The sequence below is a fragment of the Variovorax sp. FW301-JW7 genome, from assembly GCF_058788795.1.
In genome coordinates this window covers 742,158-768,889 of the sequence record NZ_JBYTBC010000001.1, presented here as the reverse complement: position 1 = coordinate 768,889, position 26,732 = coordinate 742,158, and the positions used below count along the sequence as shown (strand labels likewise).

At 67.9% G+C, this 26,732-nt stretch carries 21 protein-coding genes and 1 tRNA gene; 8 read left to right on the top strand and 14 right to left on the bottom strand.

What is annotated here, in order from left to right:
* Positions 1-114: 114 nt before the first annotated feature.
* Both AC3WQM_RS03435 and AC3WQM_RS03430 read left to right on the top strand, forming a co-directional pair.
* On the top strand, positions 115-1,893 hold the full coding sequence (locus AC3WQM_RS03435; RefSeq protein ID WP_492676947.1) for an amidohydrolase: 1,779 nt from the start codon (positions 115-117) through the stop codon (positions 1,891-1,893).
* Complete coding sequence (locus AC3WQM_RS03430; protein WP_492676946.1) at positions 1,890-2,276, top strand: YybH family protein; 387 nt, start codon at positions 1,890-1,892, stop codon at positions 2,274-2,276. The genes AC3WQM_RS03435 and AC3WQM_RS03430 overlap by 4 nt, the downstream gene beginning before the upstream one ends.
* A 31-nt stretch (positions 2,277-2,307) precedes the next feature.
* On the opposite strand, the gene AC3WQM_RS03425 is transcribed toward AC3WQM_RS03430, so the two are convergent.
* From AC3WQM_RS03425 to AC3WQM_RS03415, 3 genes are all read right to left on the bottom strand, one after another.
* On the bottom strand, positions 2,308-4,821 hold the full coding sequence (locus tag AC3WQM_RS03425) for a TonB-dependent receptor (protein ID WP_492676945.1): 2,514 nt from the start codon (positions 4,819-4,821) through the stop codon (positions 2,308-2,310).
* A gap of 130 nt (positions 4,822-4,951) precedes the next feature.
* Complete coding sequence (locus tag AC3WQM_RS03420; protein WP_492676944.1) at positions 4,952-5,932, bottom strand: FecR domain-containing protein; 981 nt, start codon at positions 5,930-5,932, stop codon at positions 4,952-4,954.
* Complete coding sequence (locus AC3WQM_RS03415) at positions 5,929-6,456, bottom strand: sigma-70 family RNA polymerase sigma factor (RefSeq protein WP_492676943.1); 528 nt, start codon at positions 6,454-6,456, stop codon at positions 5,929-5,931. The genes AC3WQM_RS03420 and AC3WQM_RS03415 overlap by 4 nt, the downstream gene beginning before the upstream one ends.
* A 276-nt stretch (positions 6,457-6,732) precedes the next feature.
* Between AC3WQM_RS03415 and AC3WQM_RS03410 the strand changes: the two genes are divergently transcribed.
* On the top strand, positions 6,733-7,623 hold the full coding sequence (locus AC3WQM_RS03410; RefSeq protein WP_492676942.1) for a hypothetical protein: 891 nt from the start codon (positions 6,733-6,735) through the stop codon (positions 7,621-7,623).
* Positions 7,624-8,133: 510 nt separating this feature from the next.
* Here AC3WQM_RS03410 and AC3WQM_RS03405 read toward each other — a convergent pair.
* From AC3WQM_RS03405 to AC3WQM_RS03385, 5 genes are all read right to left on the bottom strand, one after another.
* The gene (locus tag AC3WQM_RS03405) at positions 8,134-9,381 is read right to left on the bottom strand and encodes a PepSY-associated TM helix domain-containing protein (protein WP_492676941.1); all 1,248 of its coding nucleotides are present in this window, start codon (positions 9,379-9,381) and stop codon (positions 8,134-8,136) included.
* A gap of 20 nt (positions 9,382-9,401) precedes the next feature.
* Positions 9,402-10,136, bottom strand: a complete 735-nt coding sequence (locus tag AC3WQM_RS03400) for a DUF4198 domain-containing protein (protein ID WP_492676940.1) — start codon at positions 10,134-10,136, stop codon at positions 9,402-9,404.
* Between the two features lie 10 nt (positions 10,137-10,146).
* A complete protein-coding gene (locus AC3WQM_RS03395) occupies positions 10,147-12,528 on the bottom strand; it encodes a TonB-dependent siderophore receptor (RefSeq protein WP_492676939.1) in 2,382 nt (793 codons plus the stop codon).
* Between the two features lie 183 nt (positions 12,529-12,711).
* On the bottom strand, positions 12,712-13,734 hold the full coding sequence (locus AC3WQM_RS03390; RefSeq protein ID WP_492676938.1) for a FecR domain-containing protein: 1,023 nt from the start codon (positions 13,732-13,734) through the stop codon (positions 12,712-12,714).
* Entirely contained in the window at positions 13,724-14,233 is a 510-nt protein-coding gene (locus tag AC3WQM_RS03385) for a sigma-70 family RNA polymerase sigma factor (RefSeq protein WP_492676937.1), read from the bottom strand. Before AC3WQM_RS03385 ends, AC3WQM_RS03390 begins: the two co-directional genes overlap by 11 nt.
* Before the next feature lie 284 nt (positions 14,234-14,517).
* Here AC3WQM_RS03385 and AC3WQM_RS03380 point away from each other — a divergent pair, with 284 nt between their 5' ends.
* Positions 14,518-16,875: a TonB-dependent receptor gene (locus AC3WQM_RS03380; protein WP_492676936.1), complete on the top strand. Its 2,358-nt coding sequence runs from the start codon at positions 14,518-14,520 to the stop codon at positions 16,873-16,875.
* Positions 16,876-17,095: 220 nt separating this feature from the next.
* Here AC3WQM_RS03380 and AC3WQM_RS03375 read toward each other — a convergent pair.
* The 5 genes from AC3WQM_RS03375 to tolB all read right to left on the bottom strand — a co-directional run bounded on the left by AC3WQM_RS03375 (position 17,096) and on the right by tolB (position 20,728).
* Positions 17,096-17,171: transfer RNA gene (locus tag AC3WQM_RS03375), tRNA-Lys, on the bottom strand.
* A gap of 51 nt (positions 17,172-17,222) precedes the next feature.
* The gene (locus AC3WQM_RS03370) at positions 17,223-18,041 is read right to left on the bottom strand and encodes a tRNA threonylcarbamoyladenosine dehydratase (RefSeq protein ID WP_492677184.1); all 819 of its coding nucleotides are present in this window, start codon (positions 18,039-18,041) and stop codon (positions 17,223-17,225) included.
* A 63-nt stretch (positions 18,042-18,104) separates the two neighbouring features.
* Positions 18,105-18,857 (bottom strand): tol-pal system protein YbgF, encoded by a 753-nt coding sequence (gene ybgF / locus AC3WQM_RS03365; RefSeq protein ID WP_489061296.1) that lies wholly within the window; start codon positions 18,855-18,857, stop codon positions 18,105-18,107.
* Positions 18,857-19,375, bottom strand: a complete 519-nt coding sequence (gene pal, locus AC3WQM_RS03360) for a peptidoglycan-associated lipoprotein Pal (protein WP_489061297.1) — start codon at positions 19,373-19,375, stop codon at positions 18,857-18,859. Before pal ends, ybgF begins: the two co-directional genes overlap by 1 nt.
* Positions 19,376-19,411: 36 nt before the next feature.
* Entirely contained in the window at positions 19,412-20,728 is a 1,317-nt protein-coding gene (tolB, locus tag AC3WQM_RS03355; RefSeq protein WP_492676935.1) for a Tol-Pal system beta propeller repeat protein TolB, read from the bottom strand.
* Positions 20,729-20,891: 163 nt separating this feature from the next.
* Between tolB and msbA the strand changes: the two genes are divergently transcribed.
* Entirely contained in the window at positions 20,892-22,676 is a 1,785-nt protein-coding gene (gene msbA / locus AC3WQM_RS03350) for a lipid A export permease/ATP-binding protein MsbA (protein ID WP_492676934.1), read from the top strand.
* Between the two features lie 3 nt (positions 22,677-22,679).
* On the opposite strand, the gene AC3WQM_RS03345 is transcribed toward msbA, so the two are convergent.
* Positions 22,680-23,429 (bottom strand): GntR family transcriptional regulator, encoded by a 750-nt coding sequence (locus AC3WQM_RS03345; protein WP_492676933.1) that lies wholly within the window; start codon positions 23,427-23,429, stop codon positions 22,680-22,682.
* A 99-nt stretch (positions 23,430-23,528) separates the two neighbouring features.
* Between AC3WQM_RS03345 and AC3WQM_RS03340 the strand changes: the two genes are divergently transcribed.
* The 3 genes from AC3WQM_RS03340 (at position 23,529) to AC3WQM_RS03330 (ending at position 26,731) form a co-directional block, all read left to right on the top strand.
* Complete coding sequence (locus AC3WQM_RS03340) at positions 23,529-24,311, top strand: SDR family oxidoreductase (protein ID WP_492676932.1); 783 nt, start codon at positions 23,529-23,531, stop codon at positions 24,309-24,311.
* Between the two features lie 47 nt (positions 24,312-24,358).
* Positions 24,359-25,291, top strand: coding sequence for a 3,5-dioxohexanoate:acetyl-CoA acetone transferase (gene kce, locus AC3WQM_RS03335; protein WP_492676931.1), 933 nt, complete (start codon positions 24,359-24,361; stop codon positions 25,289-25,291).
* 108 nt (positions 25,292-25,399) lie between these two features.
* Positions 25,400-26,731, top strand: a complete 1,332-nt coding sequence (locus tag AC3WQM_RS03330; protein ID WP_489061306.1) for an MFS transporter — start codon at positions 25,400-25,402, stop codon at positions 26,729-26,731.
* Position 26,732: the final 1 nt, after the last annotated feature.

Sequence of the window (26,732 nt, the reverse complement as noted above, 5' to 3'; positions counted from 1 at the left end):
CAGCCGATGGCCATGCCACCCGTGCCGGCACCCTCGCCCGCGAAGAAGAACAGTGCGCACTACCGCTGCGCCTGTTGCATCCCGCGCGCGGCGTTTTTTCAGCTGCTCCACGATATGCACGGCGCAGAGAACCCGGCCGACTGGCGACAGCCCGCACCGCTCACCCGACCGATGCTGTGGACGTGCATGGCCGCGGCCTGGCAGGCGCAACCGCTGGGCCTCTCGGGCGCGGCCTTGCCGGCCGCTGACAGCGACGGTGCGGCACCGCTCGTTCGAAGGCGCGGTGGCCCTTCCAAGGCGCCAGTTGGCGCCGAGCGCGTGCTGTCCGGCGGGCGCATCTTCACGGCCGACCGCGCGCATCCGTGGTGCGAGGCGCTCGCCATCGACGGAGGCCGCATCGTCGCCACCGGCACGCGCGCCGAGATCGAGGCCTGGATCGGCGAACGCACCGAAGTCATCGAGCTGCAGGGGCGCCTGGTGATTCCCGGTTTCAACGACGCGCACATGCACCACACGCCCGACCCCGCGGGCATCCGGCTGCCGGTCGATCCCGTCGTCGACCCCGGCTTCGCGCAGGTGGCACCGATGATCGAGGAGGCCGTCGCCGCCTCGCCGGCGGGCACCTGGATCTACGGGGTGATGGGCATCGGGCTGTCGATCGACCGCTCGGTGACGCGCGACGCCCTCGACGCGCTGGCGCCCCGGCACCCGGTCATCCTGCTGGGCATGACCAACCACACCAACGTGGTGAACAGCGCCGCGTTGCAACTGCTGGGCATCGCGGACGACGAGCCCGATCCGCTGGGCGGCACCTACGAACGCGTGGCGGGCACCCAGCGGTTGTCGGGGCGCATCAACGAGTACGCGCAATGGGCGCCGCAGCGCACCTTCGCGTCGATGGCCACGTGCGACGAGGGTGTGGACAGCCTTCGCGCGCTGGCGGCCGATTGCGTGCGCTGGGGCATCACCACCTTGCAGAACATGTCGTGGACGCCCGCGGCCCGCTACGTCGAGATGCTGAAGGCCGCCGACCTGCCGATCAAGGTGCGGGTGATCCGCTTTCCGCCGTCGGGGCCGCAGGGGCGCCTGGTGAGCGAAGGCCGGGAGCTGCCGCGCCAGGTCGCTCCGCGCATCCGCGTGGACGGCACCAAATGGATTCTCGATGGCACGCCCGTCGAACGGGCTTCGGCCATTGGCCGTGCCTACGGCGACGATCCGACGACGCGGGGGCGCGAGAACTTCGCGGCATCCGACGTGCGCGAGATGCTGCGCGAAAGCATCGCCGCACGCGAACCGCTGCTGCTGCACGCGATCGGCGCGCAGACGCTGGAGACGGTGCTCGCCTGCGCGGAGTCCTTCGGCCCCGATGTGGACTGGCGCGACCCGGGCCTGCGCATCGAGCATGCCGACGGCATCACGCCCGCGCAGATCGACCGCGCGAAAGCCCTGGGCGTGACGGTGGTGCAGAACCCGTCGCACTTCCTGTTCGGCGACCTGTATGCGGCGCGCTTCGGTGCCGACACGCCCTTTGCGGCATTCCGCTCGCTGTTCGGCGCCGGCATTCCGGTGGCCCTGGGCTCCGACGGGCCGCTGAACCCTTTTCTCAGCCTGTATGCCGCCGTGGTGCATCCGGCCAGGCCCGAAGAGGCCGCCAGCCTGGAGGACGCCCTGAGGGCCTACACGCACGGCGGCGCGGTGGCCGAGGGGCTGGGTGATCGCAAGGGCCGCCTGGTGCCCGGCGCCTGCGCCGACCTGGCCGTGCTGTCCCAGGACCTGTTCTCGATCGCGCCGTCGGAGATTCCGGCGACCCACAGCCTGTTGACGCTGGTCGATGGCCACATCGTCCACGAACACGTCTTCACTCCCGCTTCTTCAACCACGGAAACACCATGACCCTGACTCAACAGATCCAGCAGCAAGAGGACGCGCTGGCACGCGCCATCGCCGACCGACGCATTTCCGACGCCCTGGCGCTCTATACGCAGGAAGCACAGCTACTGCCCGAGGGCGCGCCCACCTTCAAGGGCCATGGAGAGATTGCGCGCTTCTTCGAGGGCGTGTTCGCCCAGGGCATCGTGGCCGCGAGCTTCGTCTCGCTCGATGTCGAAGGGAACGAGCACGAGGCCTCGGAGGTCGGGGCGTATGAACTCCAGGCCGCGACACCGGAGGGCACGAAGGTCACGGCGGACCGCGGACGCTACCTCGTGCTGTGGCGCAAGGTAGAAGGCCGCTGGCTGATCCACCGGGACATGATCAACCACGGCCCACAGGGGTAGCCGTGCGTGGGCGCGGCGCGCGCCGCTCACCCTACCAGCGGTGCGAGTAGCTCACCTTCAGCACCGCGCCCGCGGCCGGCAGCCGGCTCGTGTTGTTGCTGTTGCGCAGCAACTGGCTGTACAGCGGGAAGTACTTGCGGTTGAACAGGTTCTCCACGCCGATGACGACGTTGTTCTTCTCGTCGATCTTGAAGCGGCTGACGAGGTCCACGGTGGTGTACCCGCTGGTCTCGCGGCGCCCGAAGCTGTTCACGCCGTCGAGCCGGTAGTCCTTCGAGCCGTATGACACGGCCTGCAGCCGGTGGCTCCAGCGCGCGCTGGGCTTGTACTCCACATAGGCGGTCAGCTTGAGCGGCGGGATGCGGTAGCCCCACATGTCCTGGTAGCGCGTGCCGCCCTGCGGCAGCTCGCGGCCCTTGATCCAGGTGAAGGAACCGCCCGTGGCCCAGCGGTCGCCGCTGCCGGCGTAGTCGATGGCGCCTTCGATGCCGTGGATGCGCTCCTTGGTGCGCGTCATGACCAGGCCGTTGAACGAACTCTGGACTGCGCCCAACGCCGATTGCGACTGGAACACGCTGAGGTTGGCCACCGCGTTGTCGAAACGGCCGCGCCAGCCCAGCTCCACCGTATCGGTCTTCACCGGCTGCAGGTCGGAACTGCGGATGTTGAAGCTCGGGGTCGCGTTGCGCACCTGCAGGCCGATGTCGGGCAGCTCGAAGCCCTGGCTGTACGAAGCGTAGATGTCGTGGCGCTTGCTCGGGTTGAACACCACGCCGGCGTTGTAGGTCCAGGCACCGTAGTCCACGGTGCCGCCCGTCACCTGGGCGGGGTTGCGCGCGCGCAGCTGCGACAGCGGCGTGAAACTGTCGAAGCGCGCGCTGGCCTTGTCGTAGCGCGCCCCGCCCTCCACCGACCACTGGTCGTTGAAGCGGTGCTGCAACTGGCCGAAGGCGCCCAGGCTGCGCGTGGTGATCGGCGGCATGAAGATCAGCGTGCCGGTGCGGTTGAAGCTCAGGCCGCGGCTGGCGTCGTAGAGCCTGGGGTCGAACACGTCCAGCGGCATGTCGGTGCGCTCATGGTTGAAGTCGGCGCCCCAGGTGAGCTGCGTCTTCTTGTCGGCACCGAACGGCGTCTTGACCGTCAACCGGCCGCCGTACACGCGCGAGTTCTGCATCACCTGGTCGACGCTCGAGCCGCGGGCCACGACGCCGCGTGCGTCGAAGGGCGCGAAGCGGGTGAAGAAGTCGCGGTAGTACAGCTGCGCGGCGAGCGTGCTGCCGGCGATGTCGCGGTTGGTGTAGTCCAGGCCGAGCAGGCTGTTGGTCACGCGGTTCTGCTTGTCGAGCTGCAGGCCCTTGAGCGGGCGCGCCGCGACGCTGCCCGCGGGCAGCTTGGCCACGGACGGGTCGGAGGCGTAGTCGGTGTCCTGCTTCGCGTCGTAGTGGCTCGCCGACAGCTGCAGCCGCTGGTTGGCGTCGATGCGGTAGCCGATCTTGGCGGAGGCGTTGTAGATGTTCGAGTCGAACAGGTCGCCCTGGCTGGGTTCGGGCGCAATGCGGTCGCCGCGCGCGTCGTACGAGCCGCCCACGCGCCGCGCACCGAGGCTCACCGAATAGTCAAAGACCTCGCCGCCGCCCGAGAGGTAGTGCTGCACCTCGCCGCCCAGCCCCGCCCCGCCCGGTCGCGACAGCGGCAGCACGCCGGTGACGGTGGTTTCGGCGCGCGCCTCGCCGCTGGGCTGGCGCGTGCGGATCGACACGATGCCGCCGGCCGCGCCGCTGCCGTAGATGGCGCTGCTGCCACGCAGCACTTCGATCTGCTCGACGTCGGCGGGGTTGATGTTGGCCAGGTTGCGCGACGAATCGCGGTTGGTGTTGAGCGGAATGCCGTCGACCATCACGAGCATGTTGCGCCCGCGCAGGGTCTGGCCGAAGTCGGTGATGGTGTGGCTCGAGTCGGCCATGCCGGGCACGACCTTGCTGAGCAGCGTGGCGACGCTGTCGGAGCCCTGGCGCAGGGTGTCGAGCTCTTCGCGCTCGATCACGGTGATCTGCCGGGTCGGCGCCATGAGGTTGCTCTGCGTGCGCGCGGTCACGGTGACGGCGGGCAGCGCGTCGTCCGCCGGTGCGGATTCAACGGCCGACGCGGCGGCGATGGGGGCCGGCGTTGCATCCAGCGTGAAGTCGCCGCTGGCCAGTCGCCGTGCGCGCAAGCCGCTGCCTTGCAGCAGCCGGCCGAGCCCTTCTTCGGCGGAGAACTCGCCGGTCAGGCCCGGCGTGGTCAGTCCGCGCGTGCGGGCCAGGTCGAAGCTGAGGTTGAAGCCGCCCTGCCCCGCGAAGCTCAGCAGCGCCGGCCCCAACGGACCGGCCGGCACGCGGTAGGCCTTGCGCGCCGGGGCCGCCACGGCGTCGGCCGCATGGGCCGGCAGCGCGGCCAGCCCGACGGTGGCCAGGCCCAAGGCGCACAGCGCGCCCTGCACGGCGCGCACGGCGAGGCGCTGGCGGTGCTGCGTGGCATCGCGGGAGGTCGGGAGAACGGAGGTCATGAAGGGTGTCCTTGTCGCGTGTCGGGATGTGGATGGCAGGTGGGCTTTCAACCGACATGACAGGCGAGACGCGAAAACCGGACACGCACCGGCAAGTTTTTTTCAGGGCGCTGCGCAAGGCAGCCGGGCCTCACCGGGCGGTCACCGTGACCCAGTAGCGCGTGCGTGCATCCACGCGCACGGGCAAGGTCTGCGCGAGGACGGCGAGCACGCGGTCGGTGTCTTCGAGCTGGAAGGCGCCCGACACGCGCAGGTCGGCCACCGCGGGGTCGCAGCGCAGCACGCCGCTGCGGTAGCGGCCGATTTCCGCGAGCACATCGGCCAGGCGCATGTCCTCGGCGTAGAGCACGCCTTGCGTCCAGGCTTCGGCGCCGCTTGCAGCCGGCGTCAGGGGGCCCGTCGCATCGGCTGTGAAGCTCACCTGCCGGCCGGCCGGCACGATCACCGGCGTGCCGGTCGCGCGGGTCGGGCTCACTTCCACCGCTCCGGCCAGCACCGTGAGGCGGTTGTGCCCGTCTTCGTCGATGCGCACGATGAAGCGCGTGCCCAGCGCGCGCAGCCGGCCTTGCGGCGTTTCGACCAGGAACGGTCGAGGAATTCCGGGGTTCGTGTCGGGTGCGGTCTCGACTAGGATTTCGCCGCTGCGCTGTCGCACCAGCCGCTGCGTGGCGTCGAACGCCACGTCGATGGCCGTCGCCGTGTTCAGCGTGGTGCGGCTGCGGTCGGCCAGCTCGACGGTGCGACGCTCGCCCGTCGCCGTGCGGTACTCGGCCCCGAGCGATGGCCAGGGCACGGCGCGGTAACCCAGCCAGGCCGCGGACGGCGCGGCCACCAGCACGGCCACGGTGCGCAGCAGGGCGCGCCGGTTCGCCAGGCCCCGGCGCCGGTCGAGCACCGGCATGCCCACGTCCGGTGGCACTGCGCCGAACTTGCGGCTCAGTTGCTCGGCGCTGTGCCACACGCGCTGGTGCTCGGGGCTCTGGTCGCGCCACTGCACCCAGCGCTGCGCGTCGGCCTCGGACAGGCGGCCCGCGTACATGCGCGCGAGCCACTGCGCGGCCTCATCGACCAATCGCGGATCGACGGCGCCCTCCGCCTGCGCCGCACTCACGGCGGGGTCGCCAGCATGAGGCGAAGGCACTGCGCGAACCCTTGCGCCATGTAGCGTGTCACGGTGCGCACACTGACCCCGAGCTGCGCGGCGATGTCGTCATAGCCGAGGCCTTCGAGTTGCGACAGCAGGAACGCGGTGCGCGCGCGGGCAGGCAGTTCGTCGAGCAGCGCATCGAGTTCGTGCAACGTTTCGAGCAGGATCGCGCGCTCCTCGACCGAGGGCACCAGTGCTTCAGGCAGCAGCGCGAGCGACGCCTGGTAGGCGCGCTCCAGCGACTGGCGTTCGTGGTGGTTGATCACGAGGCGCTTGGCCACCGTGGTCAGGTAGGCGCGCGGCTCGTGCAGCGTGGGGATGGCACCGGCGCGCAGGCCGGACCAGATGCGCAGGAAGGTGTCGTGCGCGATGTCCGCCGCGTCGAAGCTGTTGCCCACCCTGCCGCGCAGCCAGCTGAAAAGCCAGCCGTGATGCTCGCGGTAGAGGGCGTGCGCCTGCTGTTGCGGGGTCGACTCGCCGACAACCATCGATGCCTCTTTTCAGTTGAGAAACTTTCTCATTCATTATAAATGCGAATACTTCTCAACAAACTGAAGCGTGCCGCGATAAATCCGTGTCAGCCGGTACGACAAATCGTCTTGACGCCCGTTACCCAAGCTGAAACAGAATTGCGTCAAGCGCCAAGGGCGCACGCATCGCAACGAACGAAATGGCGCTGACATCCAAGCGTCTCATTCAGTTCACGGAGGAAACTGGACATGGGTGAACTTTGCAGACTCTGTGGAGGGGACCGAACCTTGCTTTTGAGCCACATCCTGCCAGCGTTTGTGTTCCGGTGGGCGCGTGAGAGCTCAGGTGGCTCGCCCCTGCGCACCACGACGCAACCCAACGTTCGCATTCAGGACGGACTCAAGAAGAGCTTCCTCTGCAGTGAATGCGAAGAACTCTTTAGTCGGGACGAGCGCGAGTTCGCCAATAGGATCTTCTACCCATACGTAGAAAATCCTGGCGCGCAACTCTCCTATGGACCATCACTGCTTCGTTTTTGCACGTCTGTTTCCTGGCGCGTCCTCCGTCTAGCCTTGGAAGAAGGAAGGCTTGAGCCCTGGCAGGATCCGGAGGCAGTCGACCTCTGCCGTAGAGCCGAGGTGGTGTGGCGCGAGTTTCTTCTTGGCGAACGTGCGCACCCGGGCGATTTCCGGCAGCAGTTGCTCCCTTTCGATCTCATCGAGTCGAGCAGCGGCAGCAGTAGTGGTAAAGAGTCGTCCAGCATCAACCGCTATCTGACCCGTGCAATCCAAACGGATCTTTGCTACAGCCCTTCCCAGACGTTCACGTTTGCCAGGCTTGGGCCGATTGCAATCTTCGGCACGATTCGTCAGCGCTCTGCGCCGTGGAAGGGCACAGGGATTCAAGCGAATGAAGGTGTCGTCGGCGGGAAGCGTCAATATGTGCTTCCTGGCTCGCTCTGGGAGTATCTGAATGCCAAGGCCCAACAGAGTGCAGACGCAATGACAGGGCTCTCCAAAAAGCAGAGGGAGAAGATTGACCAGTCATTCCGAAAGAACGTTGATGCTTTTGTGGAAAGTGCAGCGTTCCGCGCGATGGAAGCGGACGTGAGAATGTTTGGGATCGACGCCTTGAGCGATTTTGAGGGTTTGGATGAACGACGCGATGGCAACTTGGACGGTTGAGTCTGTTGGCATGCCTCGACCGAAGCAACGCCCCCCGAAGTGCTGCTAGTCACCAAACCAAAAAATCACCCAGAGACCGACGGTGCCGTACGCGAGCAGCATTGTCAGTGTTGCGCTTTGAAGGGCAAGGCGCGCGCGCTGCAAACGAATGCGAATCATCATTTCAACCCTCTCTCCACAGACGCTCCCCTCGGCTGAGATTGCGCGAGGCCCATCCGTTCGTCAAGCCGAAATTAGTTCACACCAGGTACGGAGCGCCGCGTGCCGCAGGCAGATGCGGTCAGGGGCAAGAATAGGATTGTTGGAGCGACTGCAGTGGGCCCCGAGTCGCCTCCAATCTGCGCTGCCAGTTGTGCGGAAGCAGTGCGTCGATGCGGCCATCATCAAGCAGGTGGCCGCGGACGCTTGGCATGCTGGCGCCCCACAAGATCGCTCAAGGTGAGCGATCCTGTGGGGCGCGCTTTACCACCGGCGTAGAGTCGTTGCACGCCCCGTCCCAAGCGATCCCATTCAGTCCCGACAGATCCCGATTCTTCGCGTTGTTTTGGGTTTTCGTTTCTCAATACCGTTCATCCTTCTGCGGTACCAGAGGAGCAGCCCGGCCAGCGACAGCGTTGCAACCCCCAGCCCGAACAGCGACACCAGCACCTTGTAGGGCGTGCCGAAGGCCCGTGCCATGTGCAGCGCACCCAGCCACTCTTCGAGCCTGTGGCCCCGGGCATCGCCCGCAAAGCCGCGCACCGCGCCGGTCGTAGCATCGATGAGCACGGTGGTCGTGCCCGGCGTTCCGGGCACGTCGAGGCTGGAGTGCACGCGGTACGCATAGACGCCATGGGCGCGGTCCAGGCGCAGGTCGCGCTCCGTGCTCACCGTGAAGTGCTTTTGTGCAGCGAGCACGGCCATCGCCTCGCGGGCGGCTGCATGTGCCGGCTTCCAGTCGATGGCGGGCTCCCGCATCGGCGTGCGCTGCATTGGCACACCGGCCCAGAGATCAGGCGTCGCGGCGACGACCGACATGAGCGGCCGGTAGACGCTCTCGCGCAGGTTGAACATCACGCTCGACCAGGCGAAGACCAGCATCACCAGCCACAGCCAAAGGCCGGCGACGCGATGCACATCCAGCGTCGTGCGCATCGCATTGCCGGAGGGACCGACGCGCCACGCCGCACGCCAGCGCCGCCACCCTCCGCGCGCCGAAGGCTGGGCACTGCGGCGAGGCAAGGTCAGCCAGAGACCGATGAAGCAGTTGAAGGTCCAGAGCAGGCCGACCGTGCCGAGAATGCCCGCGCTCCATGGCGCTGGCAGCGCGAACGCGTAGTGCAAGCGGTAGAGAAAGCTCACCGCCGTCTCGCGCTGGAACAGCGACGCGCCCCACAGGCGTGTGCCCTGCACCCTGCCGTCGTAAGGGTTCAGGAACAGCTCGTCCACATCGAGCGGCATCGTCAGGCCGGTCGCCGGATCGGTTCGGGCCGACAGGATGTAGCGCAACGACCGGTCGGCCTGGCAGTCCAGCAGCACCGTGTCGACAAGCGCCTGCGGTGGTGCGACGCGCTGCGCCATCTCGCGCAACGCGAAAGGATCGAGCGGCCGAGCCCCGCCTGACGGTGGCGACGCCGTCACGAAGAGCGCCGGGTTGAGCCAGGCCTCGAGCCGGTCCTCGAAGGCCAGCAGGCTGCCGGTCAGGCCCGCCAGCACCAGGAAGAGCCCGGTGGCAAGGCCGGCCCATCGGTGCAGGCGCAGCAGCAGCGGTCGCGACATCGCGCGGCGGCGGCGCGCGCTCAGTCGCCCGCGCGCGGCAGGGTGAACGCCAGCGTGGCTTCGAGCCCGTCTTCGTCGGCTTCGCGCCGGTCGCTGCGCGGCCGGTTGAGCGACACCGCCACCACATTGAGACCGCTGCTGCCCACCACGACCGTGGCGCGCCCCGCCTTGTCGGTCTTCACACGCGGGCCTGCGGTGTGGCCGATGAAGTCGGCGATGACCGACACGCCCGCCACCGGCTGCCCCTTGGAGAGCACGCGCAGCGGCAGCGGCTGGCCCCGGCGCAAGGTCGACGGATCGACCAGCGGCACGATCTCGAGGTCAGTGCCCAGCGGCTGCAACGGCATCCGCACCGGCTTGAGCAACGTGGTGCCGTACTTCATGTAGTAGCCCGCGCGGCGCGCGTCGGGCACCTTCAGGCGCGAGCCGCTGACCCACTTGCCGTCGGCGCCTTGCGACCAGAAGCCGTCTTCCACCGCCACCGAGAGCACGGCCGCATCGGCCGCGGGCTCGACGACGACGTTGCGCTCGCGCGGCAGCAGCTTGACGGCCGAGGCCTCGCCGTTCGCGGTGAAAGCCTTCACCGCGTGCACCTGCTTCGGGTCGTAGGCTTCGTCGAGCGCGCCTTCGCCGAGCACCAGGGCCAGTTCACCCGCACGCTGTGCCACCCACACGCCGTGGGCCGAGACGACACCGCTTGCCAGCAGCATCGACAGGCTGCATGCGGCGAGTGCAAGGATCTTTTGGGTCGTCATGGCGGCCCCTTCAGAAGTTCACCGTCGTCGCCAGGCGGACGATGCGCGGGTTGCCTTGCGTCACGCCGCCGTAGTTGACGGAGCTCCAGTAGCGCTTGTTCGTGACGTTCTCGATCGACAGGCGGATCACCGAGGCCTTGCCCATCACCTTCGTGACGTAGGCCGCGCCGAGGTCCCAGCGCGTGAAGCTCGGGACGATCATGGTGTTGGCGCGGTCCAGCGGCCGGTTGCCCACGTGGTAGACGCCGGTGTTGAACGAGAGGCCCGGCACCGCGCTCAGGCGGTAGTCGAGGAACACGTTGGCCTGGAAGCGCGCGACGTTGCTGGGTCGGCGGCCTTCGAGCGCCGCGTCGCCGGTGTCGCGCTGCTCGGCGTCGAGCCAGGACACGCCGGCGATGCCGCTCAGCTGCGGCGTGATCTCGCCGTTGGCGGTGAACTCCACGCCGCGGTGGCGCTGGTTGCCCTTCTGGCGAAAGATGTTGTCGGCGGGCGTGACAGCCTGCAGCGGCTTGTCCATGTCGAAGATCGCGGCGGTGAGCATCAGGCCGTCGCGCACGCGGCTCTTCACGCCGATCTCGTACTGGCGACTCTTGATGGGGCCGAGCTTCTGCAGCGCGTTCTCGGCATAGCTCGGTGCGTAGGCGCCCTGCTCGAAGCCTTCGCCGTAGGTGGCGTAGACGGTCGTGTGCTCGGCCGGCTTGTACATCACGCTCAGCGTGGGCACGGTGACGCGGGTCGTGTACTTGGGCGTGCCGTCGTACTTGCTGCCGATGTCACTGCTGTAGCTGATGTGGCGCGCGCCCAGCAGCAGCTGCCACTGCGGCGTGAAGCTGATGGTGTCGCTCACGAACACGCTGCGCTGGCGCGCGGTGCTCGCGGGGAGGTGCGTGTCGTCCGACAGGAAGGGCTGCGGGTAAGGCAACGGCCGGAACACGTTGCCGATCATCTGCGGGAAGCGCTGGTAGTCGCCGTCGGGCGATTGCAGGCTGGAATACGAATAGCCGATGACCGTCTCGTGCCCGATGCTGCCGGTCTTGAAGCGGCCGGTGGCGAACACCTGCCCCGCCGCGGTCGGGTATGGCTCGGCCTCGTAGCGCGTGTTGCCCTTGAGCACGTCGCCATTCGGTGCGATCTGCGAGGCGTTGAAGAAGATCGCGTTGCGCTTGCTGCGGCTGAAGCCCAGCTGCGCGGTCAGGTCCCAGTTGCTGTTGAGCGCGTAGTCGAGGCGCGCGCCGATGTTCCAGGCGTCGGTCTTGTACTGGCCCCAGGGCTGGCCGACCAGCGTGCGCGGGTCGAAGCGCGAGGCGGCGAGCACGGTGCCGTTGCTGAGCGGGCCGATCATGCCGCTGGCTGCGAGCGATTTCTTCTGCCAGTCGAAGTCCAGCTGCAGCAGTGCGTCGCGGTTGATCTTGATGTCCACCGCGCCGCTCAGGAAGTCGCGCTTCAGGTCGCCGAAATGCGTGAAGTCGCCGACCTTCTCGGTCGCGGCATTGAAGCGGTAGCCCACGGTGCCGTTGGCGTCGAGCGGGCCGCCTGCGTCGATAGCTGCATAGCGGCCGCCCTGGGTGCGCACCTCGGCCGTCACGCTGGCAAAGCGCTCGCGCGTCGGGCGCTTCACCACATAGTTGACGATGCCGCTGGGCTCGCCCACGCCATACAGGAAACCCGACAGGCCCTTGAGCACGTCGACGCGCTCCTTGTTCTCCAGCGGCACGTCGCTGTACACGTTGGCCAGCAGGCCGTCGCGGCGCACGTTGTTGAAGGTGTTGGCCGAGAAGCCGCGCACGGCCACGCCGTCGAAGGACGAGAAGCCCGAGGTCGGCGTGACGGACGGGTCGTTGCGCAACACGTCGAGCGCGGTGCGGGCGCGCTGCGCCTCGATGGTGTCGACGCTGTAGGAGCCCACGGCGAACGGCAGGTCTTGCAGCGAGCGGATGCCGAGCGCGCCGGCGTTGACGTCCTGCACGTCGTACAGCCGCTCGCGCTGGGCGCTGACGGTGACCGGGGCCAGGGTGGCGCCTTCGGCCGGTGCGGCTGCTGCATTCGGTACGGCTCCAGCGCCCACGGTCTTGCGCAGGCGCCAGCCGCCGCTGGCACCGGGCACCGCCTCCAGGCCGCTGCCCGACAACAGATGACCCAGGCCTTCCGACACGCTGTAGGTGCCCTGCAGGCCGGCACTCTCCAGGCCCCGCGTCAGCGTGGGGTCGATCGCGATCATCACGTTGGCTTCGCGGCCGAAGCGGCCGAGCACGCTGTCCAGCGAGCCGGGGGCGATGGCGTAGGGCCGGCTCGGGCCGGCGGCCTGCGCCGTCTGCGCCCAGGCCGAGGGCCCGCCCGTGGCCGTCACGCCCAGGGCGGCGGCCAGGCAGGCGGCGCGGGCGAGCGTTGCCAACGGAGAAGGCCGGAAACGGAGTCCGGGCCGTGCGATGAATGCCATGTGAAGCGCTCTCTGTGATCGATGGAATGAAGGAAGCCCGAGCCGCTTGCTTGCATCAAGCATTTCGCAGCTCCTGTTCCGTTGATGCACGAGACTTCGAAACCTGCCGCTTTTCGGCAGATTTTTTTGCAAGCCGCTTCAGCGGGCCGCGACCGTGACCCAGTAGCGGCTCAGCGAACGCACCTGCACGGGCAGCGTTTCCTCCAGCATGCGCAGCACGGCGTCGGTGTCGGCGAGCGGGAAGGCGCCGCTCACGAGCACCTCCGACACCGCGCGGTCGCATCGCAACACGCCGGGACGGTAGCGGCCCAGTTCGGCGAGGAACTCGGCCAGCCGCATGCGCTCGACCACGAGGCTGCCATCGGTCCAGGCCGCGGCGCCTTCGCCGGGCGGCCGCAATGCGCCGATGCCGCCCGCGCCGTAGCCGACCCGGCGGCCGGCCGGCACGCGCTGCACCGGGGTGCCCTCGCCCACCTGCAGATCGACCGCGCCTTCGAGCACCGTCAGCTCGCTGCGGGGACCGTCGGCGTCGTCGAAGGCGCGGACCACGAAGCGCGTGCCGACGGGCACGAGGCGGCCGTCGCGGCCCAGCACCACGAACGGTCGGCCGGCGGCATCCTTGGCGGTGGTCACCATGATTTCGCCGTCGAGCAGGCGCAGCGTGCGGCGCGTGGCGTCGATGCGCACGTCGATCGCGGTGCGCGTGTTCAGAAAGACCTGCGTGCCATCGGCGAGCACTACCTGCCGGCGCTCACCGGCGACCGTACAGTGGTCGGCGTTCAGCGCGGCGATGTCGTGCCGCAGCGTCCAGGCCGCCACGGCGCCGACGCCCAGGCCTGCCACCGCCTTCAGCGCCCATCGGCGCTGCTGGTGGTCGACGCCGCGCAGGGTCGAGCGGACGATCTGCGCAGGCACGGCGCCGGTGCCTTCGCGCAGGTCGCGGCCCAGCCCGCTCAGGCGCAGCCAGGCGCGTTCGTGATCGGGATGCGCGCGGCGCCAGAGGTCGCAGGCCTCGGCCTCGCGGACCGAGGCGCTGCCGGACTGGATCTTCACCAGCCACGCCACCGCCTGTTCGACGATGGCCGGGTCGATCGATCGTGCGGAATCGGCGGCCGGCTTGAACACCAGGCGCTCGCCCCAACGGCCGGGCTCACTCGCCATAGACAGCGTGGTAGCAATGCAGGTAGGCCTTGCCCATCGCCTTCTGCACGACGTTGAGCGACAGCCCGAGCTGCGCGGCGATCTGCGGGTAGGTCAGGCCGTCGAGCTGCGCCATCAGGAAGATCTCGCGCACATGCGGCTTGAGCCCGTCGAGCACGCGGCTCACCGCGGTGAGCGCCTCCAGCACCAGCATCCGCGTTTCTGGCGACGGGCTGGTCGCCTCGGGCAGGTGCGCGATCGCGTCGAGGTAGGTGCGCTCCAGCGCCAGGCGGCGAAAGTACTGGGCGGCGATGCGGCTCGCCACCGTCGTCAGGTAGGCGCGCGGCTCGCGCAGCGGCCCTGCTTCGTTCGACGAGAGGATGCGCGCAAAGGTGTCCTGCGCCAGGTCGGCCGCGTTCTCCACGTTGCCGAGCTTGCGGCGCAGCATGTCCAGCAGCCACGGCTGATGCTCGCAGTACAGCGTGCGCACGAGGTGGATGGAAGCGTCGGAAGGAGGCATGGGAGCGTGCGGTGCGCAGCATCAATCTGATTGCGAATCGTTCTCATTGTAGGACAATGGTTTCGAATTCGGGCTCCCCCGCCGGGCCGAAGGTGTGGCAATCCTGCGACAAGAGTTCCCGTCTATTTGCAAACCAAAGGTAAAGCCAGTCACGAGACTGATTGCGAGTCATTATCATTTCTTCTCTTGCTTCGTGTCTCGCACCAGCGTCCGCCCTGCTGTACGGAACCGGCCAAGGCAAGACCGCCCTGCCCGACGGGGCCACTCCAACACCAAGAATCGCAATGACCCATATCCAAAGTCGCAAGCACTCGCCTGCACGCTACCTCTCCGGCCGAGCGGCCACCGCCACCCTCGTGGCCCTCGGCGCCTCGGTGTCCGCCCATGCACAGTCCACGCTGAACGAAGTCCGCGTCGAAGCCTCGACCGATTTCAAGACCGAGAAGTCGGCCTCGCCCAAGTTCACCGCCCCGCTGCTGGACACGCCCAAGTCGATCACGGTGATCCCCCAGGAAGTCATCCGCCAGACCGGCGCGACCACGCTGGTCGACGCGCTGCGCACCTCCCCCGGCATCACCTTCGGCGCCGGCGAAGGCGGCAACCCGGTGGGCGATCGCCCGTTCATCCGCGGCTTCGATTCGCAAAGCGACACCTACGTCGACGGCGTGCGCGACGGCGCCGCACAGACGCGCGAAATCTTCAACGTGGAGTCGGTCGAGGTCGTCAAGGGCCCCAGCTCCGTGTTCGGCGGTCGTGGCTCGGCCGGCGGCTCGGTCAACATCGTCAGCAAGGCCCCGCAGGCCGAGAACTTCTTCAGCGGCTCGATCGGCCTGGGCACCGATTCGTACCAGCGCGAAACGATCGACATCAACCGCAAGCTCTCCGACAGCGTGGCGGCGCGCCTGAACGCGATGAACTTCAAGTCGGACATCGCCGGCCGCGGCCCGGTCAACGTCAAGCGCTGGGGCATCGCACCGAGCGTGACCTTCGGCATGAACTCGCCCACGCAGGTCACGCTGAGCTACTACCACTACGAGACGAACGACCTGCCCGACTCGGGCATTCCGTACAACAACCCGTTCAGCTCGGGCGCCAACATGGCGCTCAACGGCGACGGCCAGCCCATCGCGGTGCCGCGCGGCACCTACTACGGCATCGTCGGGCGCGACTACCAGCGCACCAAGGTCGACGCCGGCACGATCGACGTCAAGCACGACTTCGGCGGCGGCATGGTGCTGCGCAACGTCACGCGCTCCAGCCAGTCGACCAACGACTACATCTGGACGCAGCCCGACGACAGCCGCGGCAACTTCCTGGTCAACGGCGGCATCTGGCGCCGGCCCAACAACCGCGTGTCCGACTCCGATTCGCTGGTCAACCAGACCAGCCTGTCGGGCAAGTTCGAAGCCGCCGGCATGAAGCACACCTACGTGGCCGGCCTCGAACTCGGCAAGGAAGCCACGACCAAGGGCAACTACCTGTTCCTGCAGGACCTGAAGACCGGCTACGAGACCTACCCCCGCAGCGCCGTCAGCGGCACGAACTGCGCCGTGGGCTCGGGCGTGCGCAGCGCCTTCAACTGCACGACGATGCTGAACCCGAACCCGTACGACCCGTGGACCGGCGCGATCACCCGCTCGCCCGCCGTGACCGAGGTCAAGACGCGCACCACCTCGCTGTATGCCTTCGACACGATCGAGTTCAACCCGCAGTGGTCGCTGAACCTGGGCCTGCGCTGGGACGACTACAAGACCCGCGCGGTCACGCCGGCCTATGCCACGCCCATCGCCGTCACGGCGGCGGTGCCGAGCACCGCCCTCACCGGCTCGACCAGCCTCGCGGTGCGCCCGGGCGGCGTGGTGCCGGGCATCGAGCTGGAGAACAAGGCCTCGTTCCTGAACTACCAGGCCGGCCTGGTCTACAAGCCGGCGCCCAACGGCAGCATCTACGTGTCGTACGGCACCTCGTCGACGCCTCCGGGCACCGACGGCGGCGACGGCGCCGACGGCATCTCGGCGGCCATCCGCAACCTGAAGCCGCAGGAAAGCCGCAGCTTCGAGCTCGGCACCAAGTGGGAAGTGCTGGACCGCCGCCTGGTCCTGACCTCGGCGATCTTCCGTACCGACATGAAGAACGCCCGCACCGTCGCGGCGGACGGCAGCACGCAGAACGTGGGCAAGAAGCGCGTGCAAGGCGTCGAGTTCGGCCTGGCCGGCAGCATCACCCGCGACTGGCAGGTGTTCGGCGGCTACACCTACCTGGACGCCAAGCTCACGGACAACGGCTTTGCCCTGACGAACGGCGTGTACACGCCCTCGCCTTTCAACGGCAATGCGTTCCCGAACACGCCGCGCAACAGCGCAACGCTGTGGACCACCTACACCGTCATGCCCGGCCTCACCATCGGCGGCGGCGCGACCTACGTGGGCAAGCAGTACGGCAACGTCAACAACACCAAGTGGATTCCGTCGTACGTGAAGTACGACGCCATGGTGAGCTACGTGGTCAACAAGAACTTCAGCCTGCAGCTGAACATCCAGAACCTGACCAACAAGTACTACTTCGACAAGGCCTACGCCTCGCACTACGCGACGGTGGGCGCGGGCCGCTCGGCCTCGCTGACGGGTACCTTCTCGTTCTGATGATGCCCGGCGCCTGAACGGCGCCCACAAGACAACGCCGCGCGGATGCATCTGCATCCGCGCGGCGTTGTCGTTTGTTCAGGCGCACAGTCGAAGGCGAACCCGGCCCGCTCTCTGCCGCACTGCCGGGCGACCTGCCGCGAAGCCAACCACCGGCTTCGCGCCGCCCATAAAAAAATCCTCAGGTGCTTGCAGCACATGAGGATTGATTGGGGGGTTCTGGTAGGACGTACTGGATTCGAACCAGTGACCAACGGATTAAAAGTCCGCTGCTCTACCAACTGAGCTAACGTCCCGGAACCATTTTTCTTGCTTCTTGCCGACGTCGAATCCGGCAAAGCCTTGGATTATAGCGTGCTGTTTCTCGCAATTTCGTCGAGCACCCACCCTGCCGCACATTGACCGAAGGTGGCGGTCACGCTGACCACCGATCCATAGCCGTGGCAGTTGAGCGAACCGTCGCCCGAATCGATCTGGCACGACGCATCGGGCGGTGCCACGCTCTCGCGGCTGAACACGCAGGCCAGGCCGATCTTGCGGCCTTCGCGCGGCGCGCCGTGCAGCTTGCGCAGCCGCTGGCGAAGCTGGGCCAGCAGCGGGTCGTGGGTGACGAGCGACAGGTCGTCGATGTCGACCTTGTGCGCCTGCCGCTTGCCGCCCGCCGCACCGACCGTGATGAACGCGGTGCTGCGCGACACCGTGCGCGCCCATGCGGCCATGGCGAGCTTGGCCTTCACCTGGTCGCAGGCGTCGATGACCGCGTGAACGGGCCCATGAGTGGCTTGCGCGGTGTCGAGCAGCGAAGCCCAGTTGTCGGGCTCGACGAACTCGTCGATGGCGAGCACCTGGCACTCGGGATTGATCTGCGCGATGCGCTCGCGCATGGCTTCGACCTTGGCCTGCCCCACCGTCGAGTCGAGCGCGTGGATCTGGCGGTTGATGTTCGACTCCGACACGTGGTCGAGGTCGATCAGCGTGAGGCGCCCCACCCCGCTGCGCGCCAGCGCCTCGACAGCCCACGAGCCCACGCCGCCGATGCCGACGACCAGCACATGGGCATGGCGGATGCGCGCGGCACCGGCCACGCCATAGAGGCGCTCGAGGCCACCGAAGCGGCGCGCAAAGTCAGGCGCCGCGGTGTCGGTGACGACATCCGCGGCGGCCATGGGGAGCGAGGAGGCTTCGGGTGAAGCGCTCAAGCGGACAGCTCCGCTGAAACGGTCATTGCGTCAACGCAGGCGCGACAGACGCTCACGGCCGGCCTGTGCGGCTTCCGACTGCGGGTAGGCCTTGGCCAAGTCTTCCAGCGTGCGGCGTGCGGCGCGCGTGTCCTTCAGTTCGATCTGGCAGTTCGCGATCGACAGCACGGCTTCGGGCGCCTTGGCGTGGTCGGGTGCGAGCGAGAGCATCGAACGGAAATTGGCGATGGCTTCGTTGTAGTTGCGCGTGGCGTACTGCGCATTGCCGAGCCAGAACAGCGCGGACGCGTTGTAGCCGCTTTGCGGATAGCGCTTCACGAACTCGGCGAAGGCGGTCTGGGCCTGCGCGAACTGGCCCGCGCGGAAGATGCCCAGGGCAGCTTCGAAATCGGCCTTTTCCTTCGGATCGGCGTTGAACTCGCGGCCGTCGATCGAGACCTTCGAAGGCTCGTTCTGCTTGAGCTTGTCGTCGATCGTGGTCTGGCGCGACTGCATTTCGCTCAGCGTGCGCGTGAGCTGCTCGTTCTGGCCGGTCATGCGTGCCAGTTCGCCGCGCATCTGCTCGATCTGGCTTTGCAGGTCGAGCAGGCTGCGACGCAGCTGGCCGTTTTCGTCGGCCAGGCGCTGGTCGGTCTGCTGGCGCATGGCTTCGACGCGCTGGCGCAGGTCGAGGATGGCCTTGCGGGCCTCGTCGTCCTCGAACAGCGCAGCCTGCGAGCCGGCCGACGCGCAGAGCAAGGCGGCGGCGAGGGCCGCGCCTCGCCACAGGGCACGTGGCTGCATCACCGGGTGTAGCGGATTTCAGCGCGACGGTTCTGCGCCCACACTTCTTCACCCGAGCCTTGGGCCGCGGGCTTTTCCTTGCCGAAGCTCACGGCTTCGATCTGGCTGTCGTTCACGCCCAGCAGCGTGAGCGCACGGCGCACGGCTTCGGAACGCTTCTGGCCGAGAGCCAGGTTGTACTCGCGGCCGCCGCGCTCGTCGGTGTGGCCTTCGATCGAGATGCGACGTTGCGTGGCGCCCTTGAGGAAGCGCGCATGGCCGTCGATCACCGACTGGAACTCGGGCTTGACCGTGTAGCTGTCGTAGTCGAAGTACACGATGCGTGCCACGCCGACCGGACCTTGCGCCGTGTTGGCGTTGGGGTCGATGGTCACGGGCGCCACGGCGGTCGCGCCGCCTTGCTGGCCGCCAGCCGTGCCGGTGCGGTCGGAGACCGGCGTTTCGTTGAGCTTGGTGCCCGACGAGCAACCGGCGATGAGCGCCACGATGGCGAGCGAATAAATCGTACGTTTCAACATTTGCGAACTCCTCAAGTAAATTTATCTGGTCAATGCTTATTGCTTTTGAAACGGACCCCAGTCCGGTTCGCGGATGTCTCCCGCCTGGCCCGCGAGGCGGGCCTTGATTTTTCCGTCCAGCGTGGTCGTCATGAGCGCCTCGCGACCTTGCAGGTGCGTCGCATAGACGATCAGCTTGCTGTTGGGTGCGAAGCTCGGGCTCTCGTCGGCCGTGGTGTCGGTGATCGCGGCGACATTGCCGCTGGCCAACTCCATCACGTGGAGTTTGAACGCACCGCCGACCCGCGAGATGTAGGCCAACCACCGGCCATCGCCGCTGACAGATGGAGAAATGTTGTAGGTGCCGCTGAAGGTGACCCGCGTCGGGTTGCCGCCGCTGGCGCTCATCTTGTAGATCTGGGGCGCGCCGCCGCGGTCGCTCACGAAGTAGATCGTGCTGCCGTCGGCCGAGTACACCGGCTCGGTGTCGATGCTCGAGCTCTGGGTCAGGCGGCGCGGTTCGCCGCCGCTGGCCGGGATGGTGAACAGCTGCGAGCCGCCGTCGCGGCTGAGCGTGACCGCCAGCGAGCCGCCGTCGGGTGCCCACGCCGGGGCGCTGTTGGAGCCCTTGAAGTTGGCGAGCAGCCGACGCTGGCCGCTGGCCACGTTGTGCACGTAGACCACGGGCTTGCGCGACTCGAAGGACACGTACGCCAGTTGCTGGCCGTTGGACGACCAGCAGGGCGAGATGATCGGCTCGGGGCTGGCCAGCGCGGCCTGCGCGTTCTCGCCGTCGGCGTCGGCCACCCACAGCGAGTAGCGGCTGCCGCCCTTGGTGACGTAGGCGATGCGGGTCGAGAAGATGCCCTTGTCGCCGGTCAGCTTTTCATAGACGTAGTCGGCGATGCGGTGGGCCGCCAGGCGCAGGTCGCCCTGCGGCACGGTGTAGCTCTGGCCGCCGAGGTCGCGGTCTTTCACGACGTCCCACAGGCGGAAGCGCACGTCGTAGCGGCCGTCGGCCAGCCGGCTCACGCTGCCCACCACGAGCGAATCGGCGGTGCGCTGGCGCCACAGGGCGAGGTCGGGGCGCGAGGACTCGTCGAGTGCCTGGCCCGAGGCATCGACGCCGCGGAACTGGCCGCTGCGTTCGAGGTCGGCCTGAACGATGTCGGAAATCTTCTGCGGCGAGGCGTCCTGCCCCTTGAAGGGCACGAGCGCGATCGGCAGCTGCGTCAGCCCCACGCCCGACACCTCGACCCGGAACTGGGCCATGGCAGGAAGCATGGGAGAGGCAGCAAGGGCCGCGATGAGGCTGCGGCGCGCAATCAACGATGAAGAAGGAGTTGGGGAAAGATCTGGCAACGGCTTGTTCATGCGGTTCGGAGAGGTTTCCGGGTAAAAAGTTTCTCCCCGGCGTTTCACGGGCCACATGTTACACACTGGGTTGAACCCGCCGTCACAAAACGTTTATCCGGCGAAATGGTCCTACAGCCCCTCCAAAAGGCGGTCGGAGCCGCCCCGTAAAATCCGCCGCCATATGCAAGCATCCCCCGGCAGCGAGAGCGCCCGCCCTCCCCTCATGCGCCGGCTGGCGCGACTCATGACCTGGTTCGGCAGTTCGCGCCAATGGTGGGCCGTGGGGCTGATCGGCGCCCTGCTGGCCGCACTCACCGAGCCGCTCATGGCCGCCCTGCTCAAGCCGCTGCTCGACCGGGGCTTCACGCGCGGCGAGATGCCGCTGTGGTTCATTCCGGCCGCCGTGCTGCTGCTGTTCGCGGTGCGCGGCATCGCCCAATTCATTTCGCAGTACGCGCTCTCGCGCATCGCCAACGAAGGCATGCAGAAGCTGCGCCGCGTTCTGTTCGAACGGCTGCTCGGCGCCGAGCTGGCGCTGTTCGCGCGGCAGTCGGCCAGCGCGCTGTCGAACACCGTGGTGTACGAGGTGCAGACCGGCGCCATGCTGCTGGTGCAGGCGCTGCTCGGGCTCTCGCGCGACGGCTTCACGTTGATCGCGCTGCTGGGCTATCTGGTCTACCTGAACTGGAAGCTCACGCTCATCGTCGCTTTCCTGGTGCCCAGCATCTCCTGGATCATGAAGGTGTTCTCCAAGCGCCTGTACAAGCTCACGCAGCAGGGCCAGCAGGCCACCGACGAGCTGGCCTACGTGGTCGAGGAAAACGTGCTGGCCCACCGCGTGGTGCGGCTGCACGGCGCCGAGCAGGCGCAGGAGCGCCGCTTCGAACAGCTGAGCCAGCGCCTGAACCGCCTGGCCGTGAAGTCCACCATCGCCCAGGCCGCCACCACGCCGCTGACGCAGATGATGGCCTCGCTGGCGCTGTCGGTGGTGGTGATGATCGCGCTGTGGCAAAGCGGCAAGCAGGGCTTCACGGTGGGTGGCTTCGTCGCCTACATCACGGCCATGCTGATGCTGATCGCGCCAATCCGCCGCCTCGCCGAAGTCGCCGGACCGATCACGCGCGGACTCGCAGCGCTGGAGCGTGGCCTGATCCTCATCGACGAGGTGGCGCCGGAATCGCAGGGCACCTTCAGCGTCGCACACGCCCAAGGCCACATCGAACTGCGCAACGTGCAGGTCAGCTACCGCGGCGACGACGAACAACGCGCGCTCGACGGCGTGAACCTCGTCATCGAGCCGGGCCAGGTGGTGGCCTTCGTCGGCCCCTCGGGCTCGGGCAAGACCACGCTGGTCAACCTGCTGCCGCGCTTCGTGCAGCCCAGCGGCGGCCAGGTGCTGCTCGATGGCCATGACACCAGCGAATGGCAGCTCAAGAGCCTGCGCGCCCAGTTCGCGATGGTGAGCCAGGACGTGGTGATGCTCAACGACACGCTCGCCGCCAACGTGGCGCTGGGCGGCGACATCGACCTCGCCCGCGTGCAGTCCTGCCTCGAGGCGGCCAACCTGAGCGCGCATGTCGAGACGCTGCCGCAGGGCATCGAGACCGTGCTGGGCCACAACGCCACGCAGCTCTCGGGCGGTCAGCGCCAGCGGCTGGCGATTGCCCGCGCGCTCTACAAGAACGCGCCTGTGCTGCTGCTCGACGAAGCCACGTCGGCCCTGGACACCGAATCGGAACGGCTGGTGCAGGACGCCCTGCAACGCCTGATGCAGGGCCGCACCACGCTGATCGTGGCGCACCGCCTGTCGACCATCCAGCATGCCGACCGCATCATCGTGATGGAGCAAGGCCGCATCGCCGAGCAGGGCAGCCACGAGCAGCTGATGGCGAGCGACGGGCTCTATGCGCGACTGCAGACGCTGGCGGTGCGCAGCGCGGCGCCGGGGCAGGACCCGACGCTCTGAGCGTCAGCGCGCGGTGCGCGCCTTCTTCGCCGCTGGTGCGGCGTTCTGCGGCGGCAGCGTGCCATCGGACACCAGCACGCCCGTCGACAGGATGAACTCCGCAGCGCTTTCGATGTCGCCCTGCAGCGCGGCCCGGGCCTTGGCGCCGTCGCGGCGCTTCAGCGCGGCCAGCAGGGCCGCATGGTGCGACATCGCCACCTTGTCCCCGACGCGGCGCGAGCCGGCCCGCAGGTCGTAGTTGAGGATGGGGCCGATGCGCAGCCACAGCGCCTCGATCATCTGCAACAACACCGGCATGTCGGCGGCGGCGTAGACCGCGAAGTGGAACTCCTTGTTGAAGGTGACGAGCTTCGAGCCGTCCGGGCTCGCCGCATTCATCTCGGCCGCGAATTCGTCGTGCCAGCGCGTGATGTCGCGCAGCGCCACCGCGCCCGATGCCGAGGCCGCCAGCTCCGTGGCCAGGCCTTCGAGGTTGGTGCGGATGGTGGTGATTTCCTTGAACTGCGCCGCCGTCATCCGGGGCACGCGCAAGGTGCGGCTGGGCGTGAGTTCGAGCGCCTGCTCGGCCACCAGGCGCTGCATCGCCTCGCGCACCGGCATCACGCTCACGCCCAGCGCCTCGGCCGCGCTGCGCAATGAAATCTGCTCGCCCGGCATCATCTGCCCGCTCATCACGAGGTCGCGCAACTGGTCGTAGACGTTGGCGCTGAGCGTCTGGCGCTTCAGGGGGGTGACGAGATCGGTGAGGCTCATGCGTCGAAGTATATGGCCGGGGTATTCCCTATGAATTATCTGTGATCACAGATATACGATCCCCGTCATTCCAAAATCGACCTCAAGGATCTCTTCAGCATGTGGAACAACAACTCCCTCGCCGGCCGGCGCGTGCTCGTCACCGCCGGTGCCAACGGCATCGGCCTGGACATCGTGCGCAGCTTCGCGGCGGCGGGCGCCAAGGTCTTCGTCTGCGATGTGCAGGCTGCCAGCCTCGACCAGCTGGCGCGCGAGCTGCCCGAGGTGGGCCGCTGCGTCGCCGACGTGTCCAACGAGGACGACGTGGCCCGCCTGTTCGAGGCCGTCGACCGCGAACTCGGCGGCCTCGATGTGCTGGTGAACAACGCCGGCGTGGCGGGCCCCACCGGCCCGGTCGAGACCGTCTCGCTCGCCGACTGGGAACGCACGATGGCCGTCAACGTCACCGGCCAGTTCCTCTGCGTGCGGCTGGCCGTGCCGCGGCTGCGCAAGGGCCGCCTGCCCGCCATCATCAACCTGTCCTCGGCCGCCGGGCACCTGGGCATGCCGGGGCGCTCGCCCTACTCCGCCTCGAAGTGGGCCGTCATCGGCTTCACGAAAACGCTGGCACTCGAACTCGGCGCCGACGGCATCCGCGTCAACGCGATCCTGCCCGGCGCGGTCGATGGTCCGCGCATCCGCGCGGTGATCGCCGCCAAGGCCGAGACGCTGGGCAAGCCGCTCGACGAAGTGACGCGCGCCTACACCGCGCAGGCCGCGCTGGGCCGCATGGTCACGGCCACGGACATCGCGAACATGGTGCTGTTCGCCGCCAGCGACCTGGCCGCCAGCGTCACGGGCCAGGAGCTCGTGGTGGACGGCCACACGCAGGCACTGAGCTGATCCGCTCGCACGCCCTTTCTTTCCCTCTTCTTCTCTCCGGACACCTCATGGCCCAACGCCCCAAAGCCATCATCACCTGCGCCCCCACGGGCGCCATCCACACGCCCAGCATGTCGCCGCACCTTCCCGTGACGGCCGACGAGATTGCGCAAGCCTCGATCGAAGCCGCCCGCGCGGGCGCCGCGATCCTGCACTTGCATGCGCGCGACCCGAAGGACGGCCGCCCCTCGCAGGACCCGGACCTGTTCCGCCCCTTCCTTTCGAAAATCAAGGCCGCGACCGATGCGGTGATCAACATCACCACCGGCGGCAGCCCGCACATGAGCGTCGAGGAGCGCATGCGCCCGGCCACCACCTTCAAGCCCGAGCTCGCGTCGCTCAACATGGGCTCGATGAACTTCGGCCTCTTTCCCATGCTGGAGCGCTTCAAGTCCTTCGCGCATGAATGGGAGCGCGAGCACCTGGAGAACAGCCGCAACCTGATCTTCAAGAACACCTTCGCCGACATCGAGAACATCCTCCAGCTCGGCAACGCCAACGGCACGCGTTTCGAGTTCGAGTGCTACGACGTGAGCCACCTCAACAACCTGCGGCACTTCCTGGACCGCGGGCTGGTGCAGGCCCCGGTCTTCGTGCAGACGGTCTTCGGCATCCTGGGCGGCATCAGCGCCGACCCCGAAGACCTGATGCACATGCGCCGCACCGCCGCGCGGCTGTTCAGCGACCGCTTCGAGTGGTCGATCCTCGGCACCGGCCGCAACCAGCTGCCGCTGGCCACCATCGGCGCCGCCATGGGCGCGCACGTGCGCGTCGGGCTCGAAGACTCGCTGTGGATCGGCCCGGGCCGGCTCGCCGCGTCGAGCGCCGAACAGGTGCTGCGCATCCGCGCCGTGCTGGAGGCCCTGAACATCGACATCGCGACACCCGCCGAAGCCCGCGAGATCCTCGGGCTCAAGGGCGCGGCGAACGTCGACTTCTAGCCCCGCGCCAGAACCGCCCGGCCCGTGACCGGGCCGCATCTGCACGTCGGCGCGCGCCGGCGACCTTCCGCCAGAACACGACACGACAGGACAGGAGAGAGACATCCCATGCAACACCCATCCATCCCCGCCACGCCGCCGGGCCTGCGCGGCCGCCAGGCCGTCGACGAACAGGCCTCGCTCAATGCGCTGATCTTCCGCAAGCTCATGCCGCTGCTGGTGCTGGCCTATGTGATCAGCTTCATCGACCGCACCAACATCGCGCTGGCCAAGAGCCACATGGCCGTGGACATCGGCATCTCGGCGGCCGCCTACGGGCTGGGCGCCGGGCTGTTCTTCCTGAGCTACGCGCTGCTCGAAGTGCCCAGCAACCTCGTGATGCACCGCGTGGGGGCCCGCTGGTGGATCGCCCGCATCATGATCACCTGGGGCCTGCTGTCGGCGGGCATGGCCTTCGTCACGGGCGAGACCTCGTTCTACGTGATGCGCATCCTGCTCGGCGCGGCGGAAGCCGGCCTGTTCCCGGGCGTGATGCTGTACCTGAACTACTGGTTCGGCCGCAAGGACCGCGCACGCGCCACGGGCTACTTCCTGCTCGGCGTGTGCATCGCGAACATCCTCAGCGGCCCGGTCGGCGGCGCGCTGCTGCAGATGGACGGCCTGTGGGGCTGGCACGGCTGGCAATGGATGTTCGTGCTCGAAGGCCTGCCCGCCGTGGCGCTGGCCTTCGTGGTCTGGCGCAAGCTGCCTGACGGGCCTTCGAGTGCCAGCTGGCTCACGCGCCCGCAGGCGCAGGCTATCGAACGCCAGCTCGCCGCCGAACGCGCCGAGGACGTGGCCAACGGCCAGGTCGGCGAGTCGTTCCGCGCCTGCCTGGTCGACCGGCAGATCTGGCTGGCGATCTTTGTCTACTTCTGCCACCAGATCAGCATCTACACGGTGATCTTCTTCCTGCCGAGCATCATCGGCACCTACGGCAAGCTCTCGCCGCTGGAAATCGGCGCGCTCAACTCGCTGCCCTGGGTGGCCGCCGCCGTCGGCGCCATTGCGCTGCCGCGGCTCGCGGTCACGCCGCAGCGCGGTCGGCTCCTGCTGCTGGTCGGGCTGGTCTCGATGGCGGTGGGCCTGCTGATCGCAGCCTTCGCGAGCCCGGCCATTGCGCTGGCCGGCTTCTGCCTCACGGGCTCGATGTTCTTCGTGGTGCAGTCCGTGATCTTCCTGTTCGCGTCCTCACGGCTGGCTGGCGTGGCGCTGGCAGGCGGACTCGCGTTGGTCAACACCTGCGGCCTCGTGGGCGGCTTCATCGGCCCGTCGGTGATGGGCTGGATCGAACAGAGCACGGGCAGCACGAAGAACGGGCTGTTGCTGATCGCCGGAATGCTGGTGGCCGCCGCGCTGGCCAGCGTCTGGATGCGGCAAGGCCAGGAATCGAAGCGCTGAC

Coding starts and splice junctions, on each gene's coding strand:
- AC3WQM_RS03435 (WP_492676947.1), top strand. CDS start 115: ATGCACGGCGCAGAGAACCCGGCCGACTGGCGACAGCCCGCACCGCTC.
- AC3WQM_RS03430 (WP_492676946.1), top strand. CDS start 1,890: ATGACCCTGACTCAACAGATCCAGCAGCAAGAGGACGCGCTGGCACGC.
- AC3WQM_RS03425 (WP_492676945.1), bottom strand. CDS start 4,821: ATGACCTCCGTTCTCCCGACCTCCCGCGATGCCACGCAGCACCGCCAG.
- AC3WQM_RS03415 (WP_492676943.1), bottom strand. CDS start 6,456: ATGGTTGTCGGCGAGTCGACCCCGCAACAGCAGGCGCACGCCCTCTAC.
- AC3WQM_RS03405 (WP_492676941.1), bottom strand. CDS start 9,381: ATGTCGCGACCGCTGCTGCTGCGCCTGCACCGATGGGCCGGCCTTGCC.
- AC3WQM_RS03400 (WP_492676940.1), bottom strand. CDS start 10,136: ATGACGACCCAAAAGATCCTTGCACTCGCCGCATGCAGCCTGTCGATG.
- AC3WQM_RS03390 (WP_492676938.1), bottom strand. CDS start 13,734: ATGGCGAGTGAGCCCGGCCGTTGGGGCGAGCGCCTGGTGTTCAAGCCG.
- AC3WQM_RS03385 (WP_492676937.1), bottom strand. CDS start 14,233: ATGCCTCCTTCCGACGCTTCCATCCACCTCGTGCGCACGCTGTACTGC.
- AC3WQM_RS03380 (WP_492676936.1), top strand. CDS start 14,518: ATGACCCATATCCAAAGTCGCAAGCACTCGCCTGCACGCTACCTCTCC.
- AC3WQM_RS03370 (WP_492677184.1), bottom strand. CDS start 18,041: ATGGCCGCCGCGGATGTCGTCACCGACACCGCGGCGCCTGACTTTGCG.
- ybgF (WP_489061296.1), bottom strand. CDS start 18,857: ATGCAGCCACGTGCCCTGTGGCGAGGCGCGGCCCTCGCCGCCGCCTTG.
- pal (WP_489061297.1), bottom strand. CDS start 19,375: ATGTTGAAACGTACGATTTATTCGCTCGCCATCGTGGCGCTCATCGCC.
- tolB (WP_492676935.1), bottom strand. CDS start 20,728: ATGAACAAGCCGTTGCCAGATCTTTCCCCAACTCCTTCTTCATCGTTG.
- msbA (WP_492676934.1), top strand. CDS start 20,892: ATGCAAGCATCCCCCGGCAGCGAGAGCGCCCGCCCTCCCCTCATGCGC.
- AC3WQM_RS03345 (WP_492676933.1), bottom strand. CDS start 23,429: ATGAGCCTCACCGATCTCGTCACCCCCCTGAAGCGCCAGACGCTCAGC.
- AC3WQM_RS03340 (WP_492676932.1), top strand. CDS start 23,529: ATGTGGAACAACAACTCCCTCGCCGGCCGGCGCGTGCTCGTCACCGCC.
- kce (WP_492676931.1), top strand. CDS start 24,359: ATGGCCCAACGCCCCAAAGCCATCATCACCTGCGCCCCCACGGGCGCC.
- AC3WQM_RS03330 (WP_489061306.1), top strand. CDS start 25,400: ATGCAACACCCATCCATCCCCGCCACGCCGCCGGGCCTGCGCGGCCGC.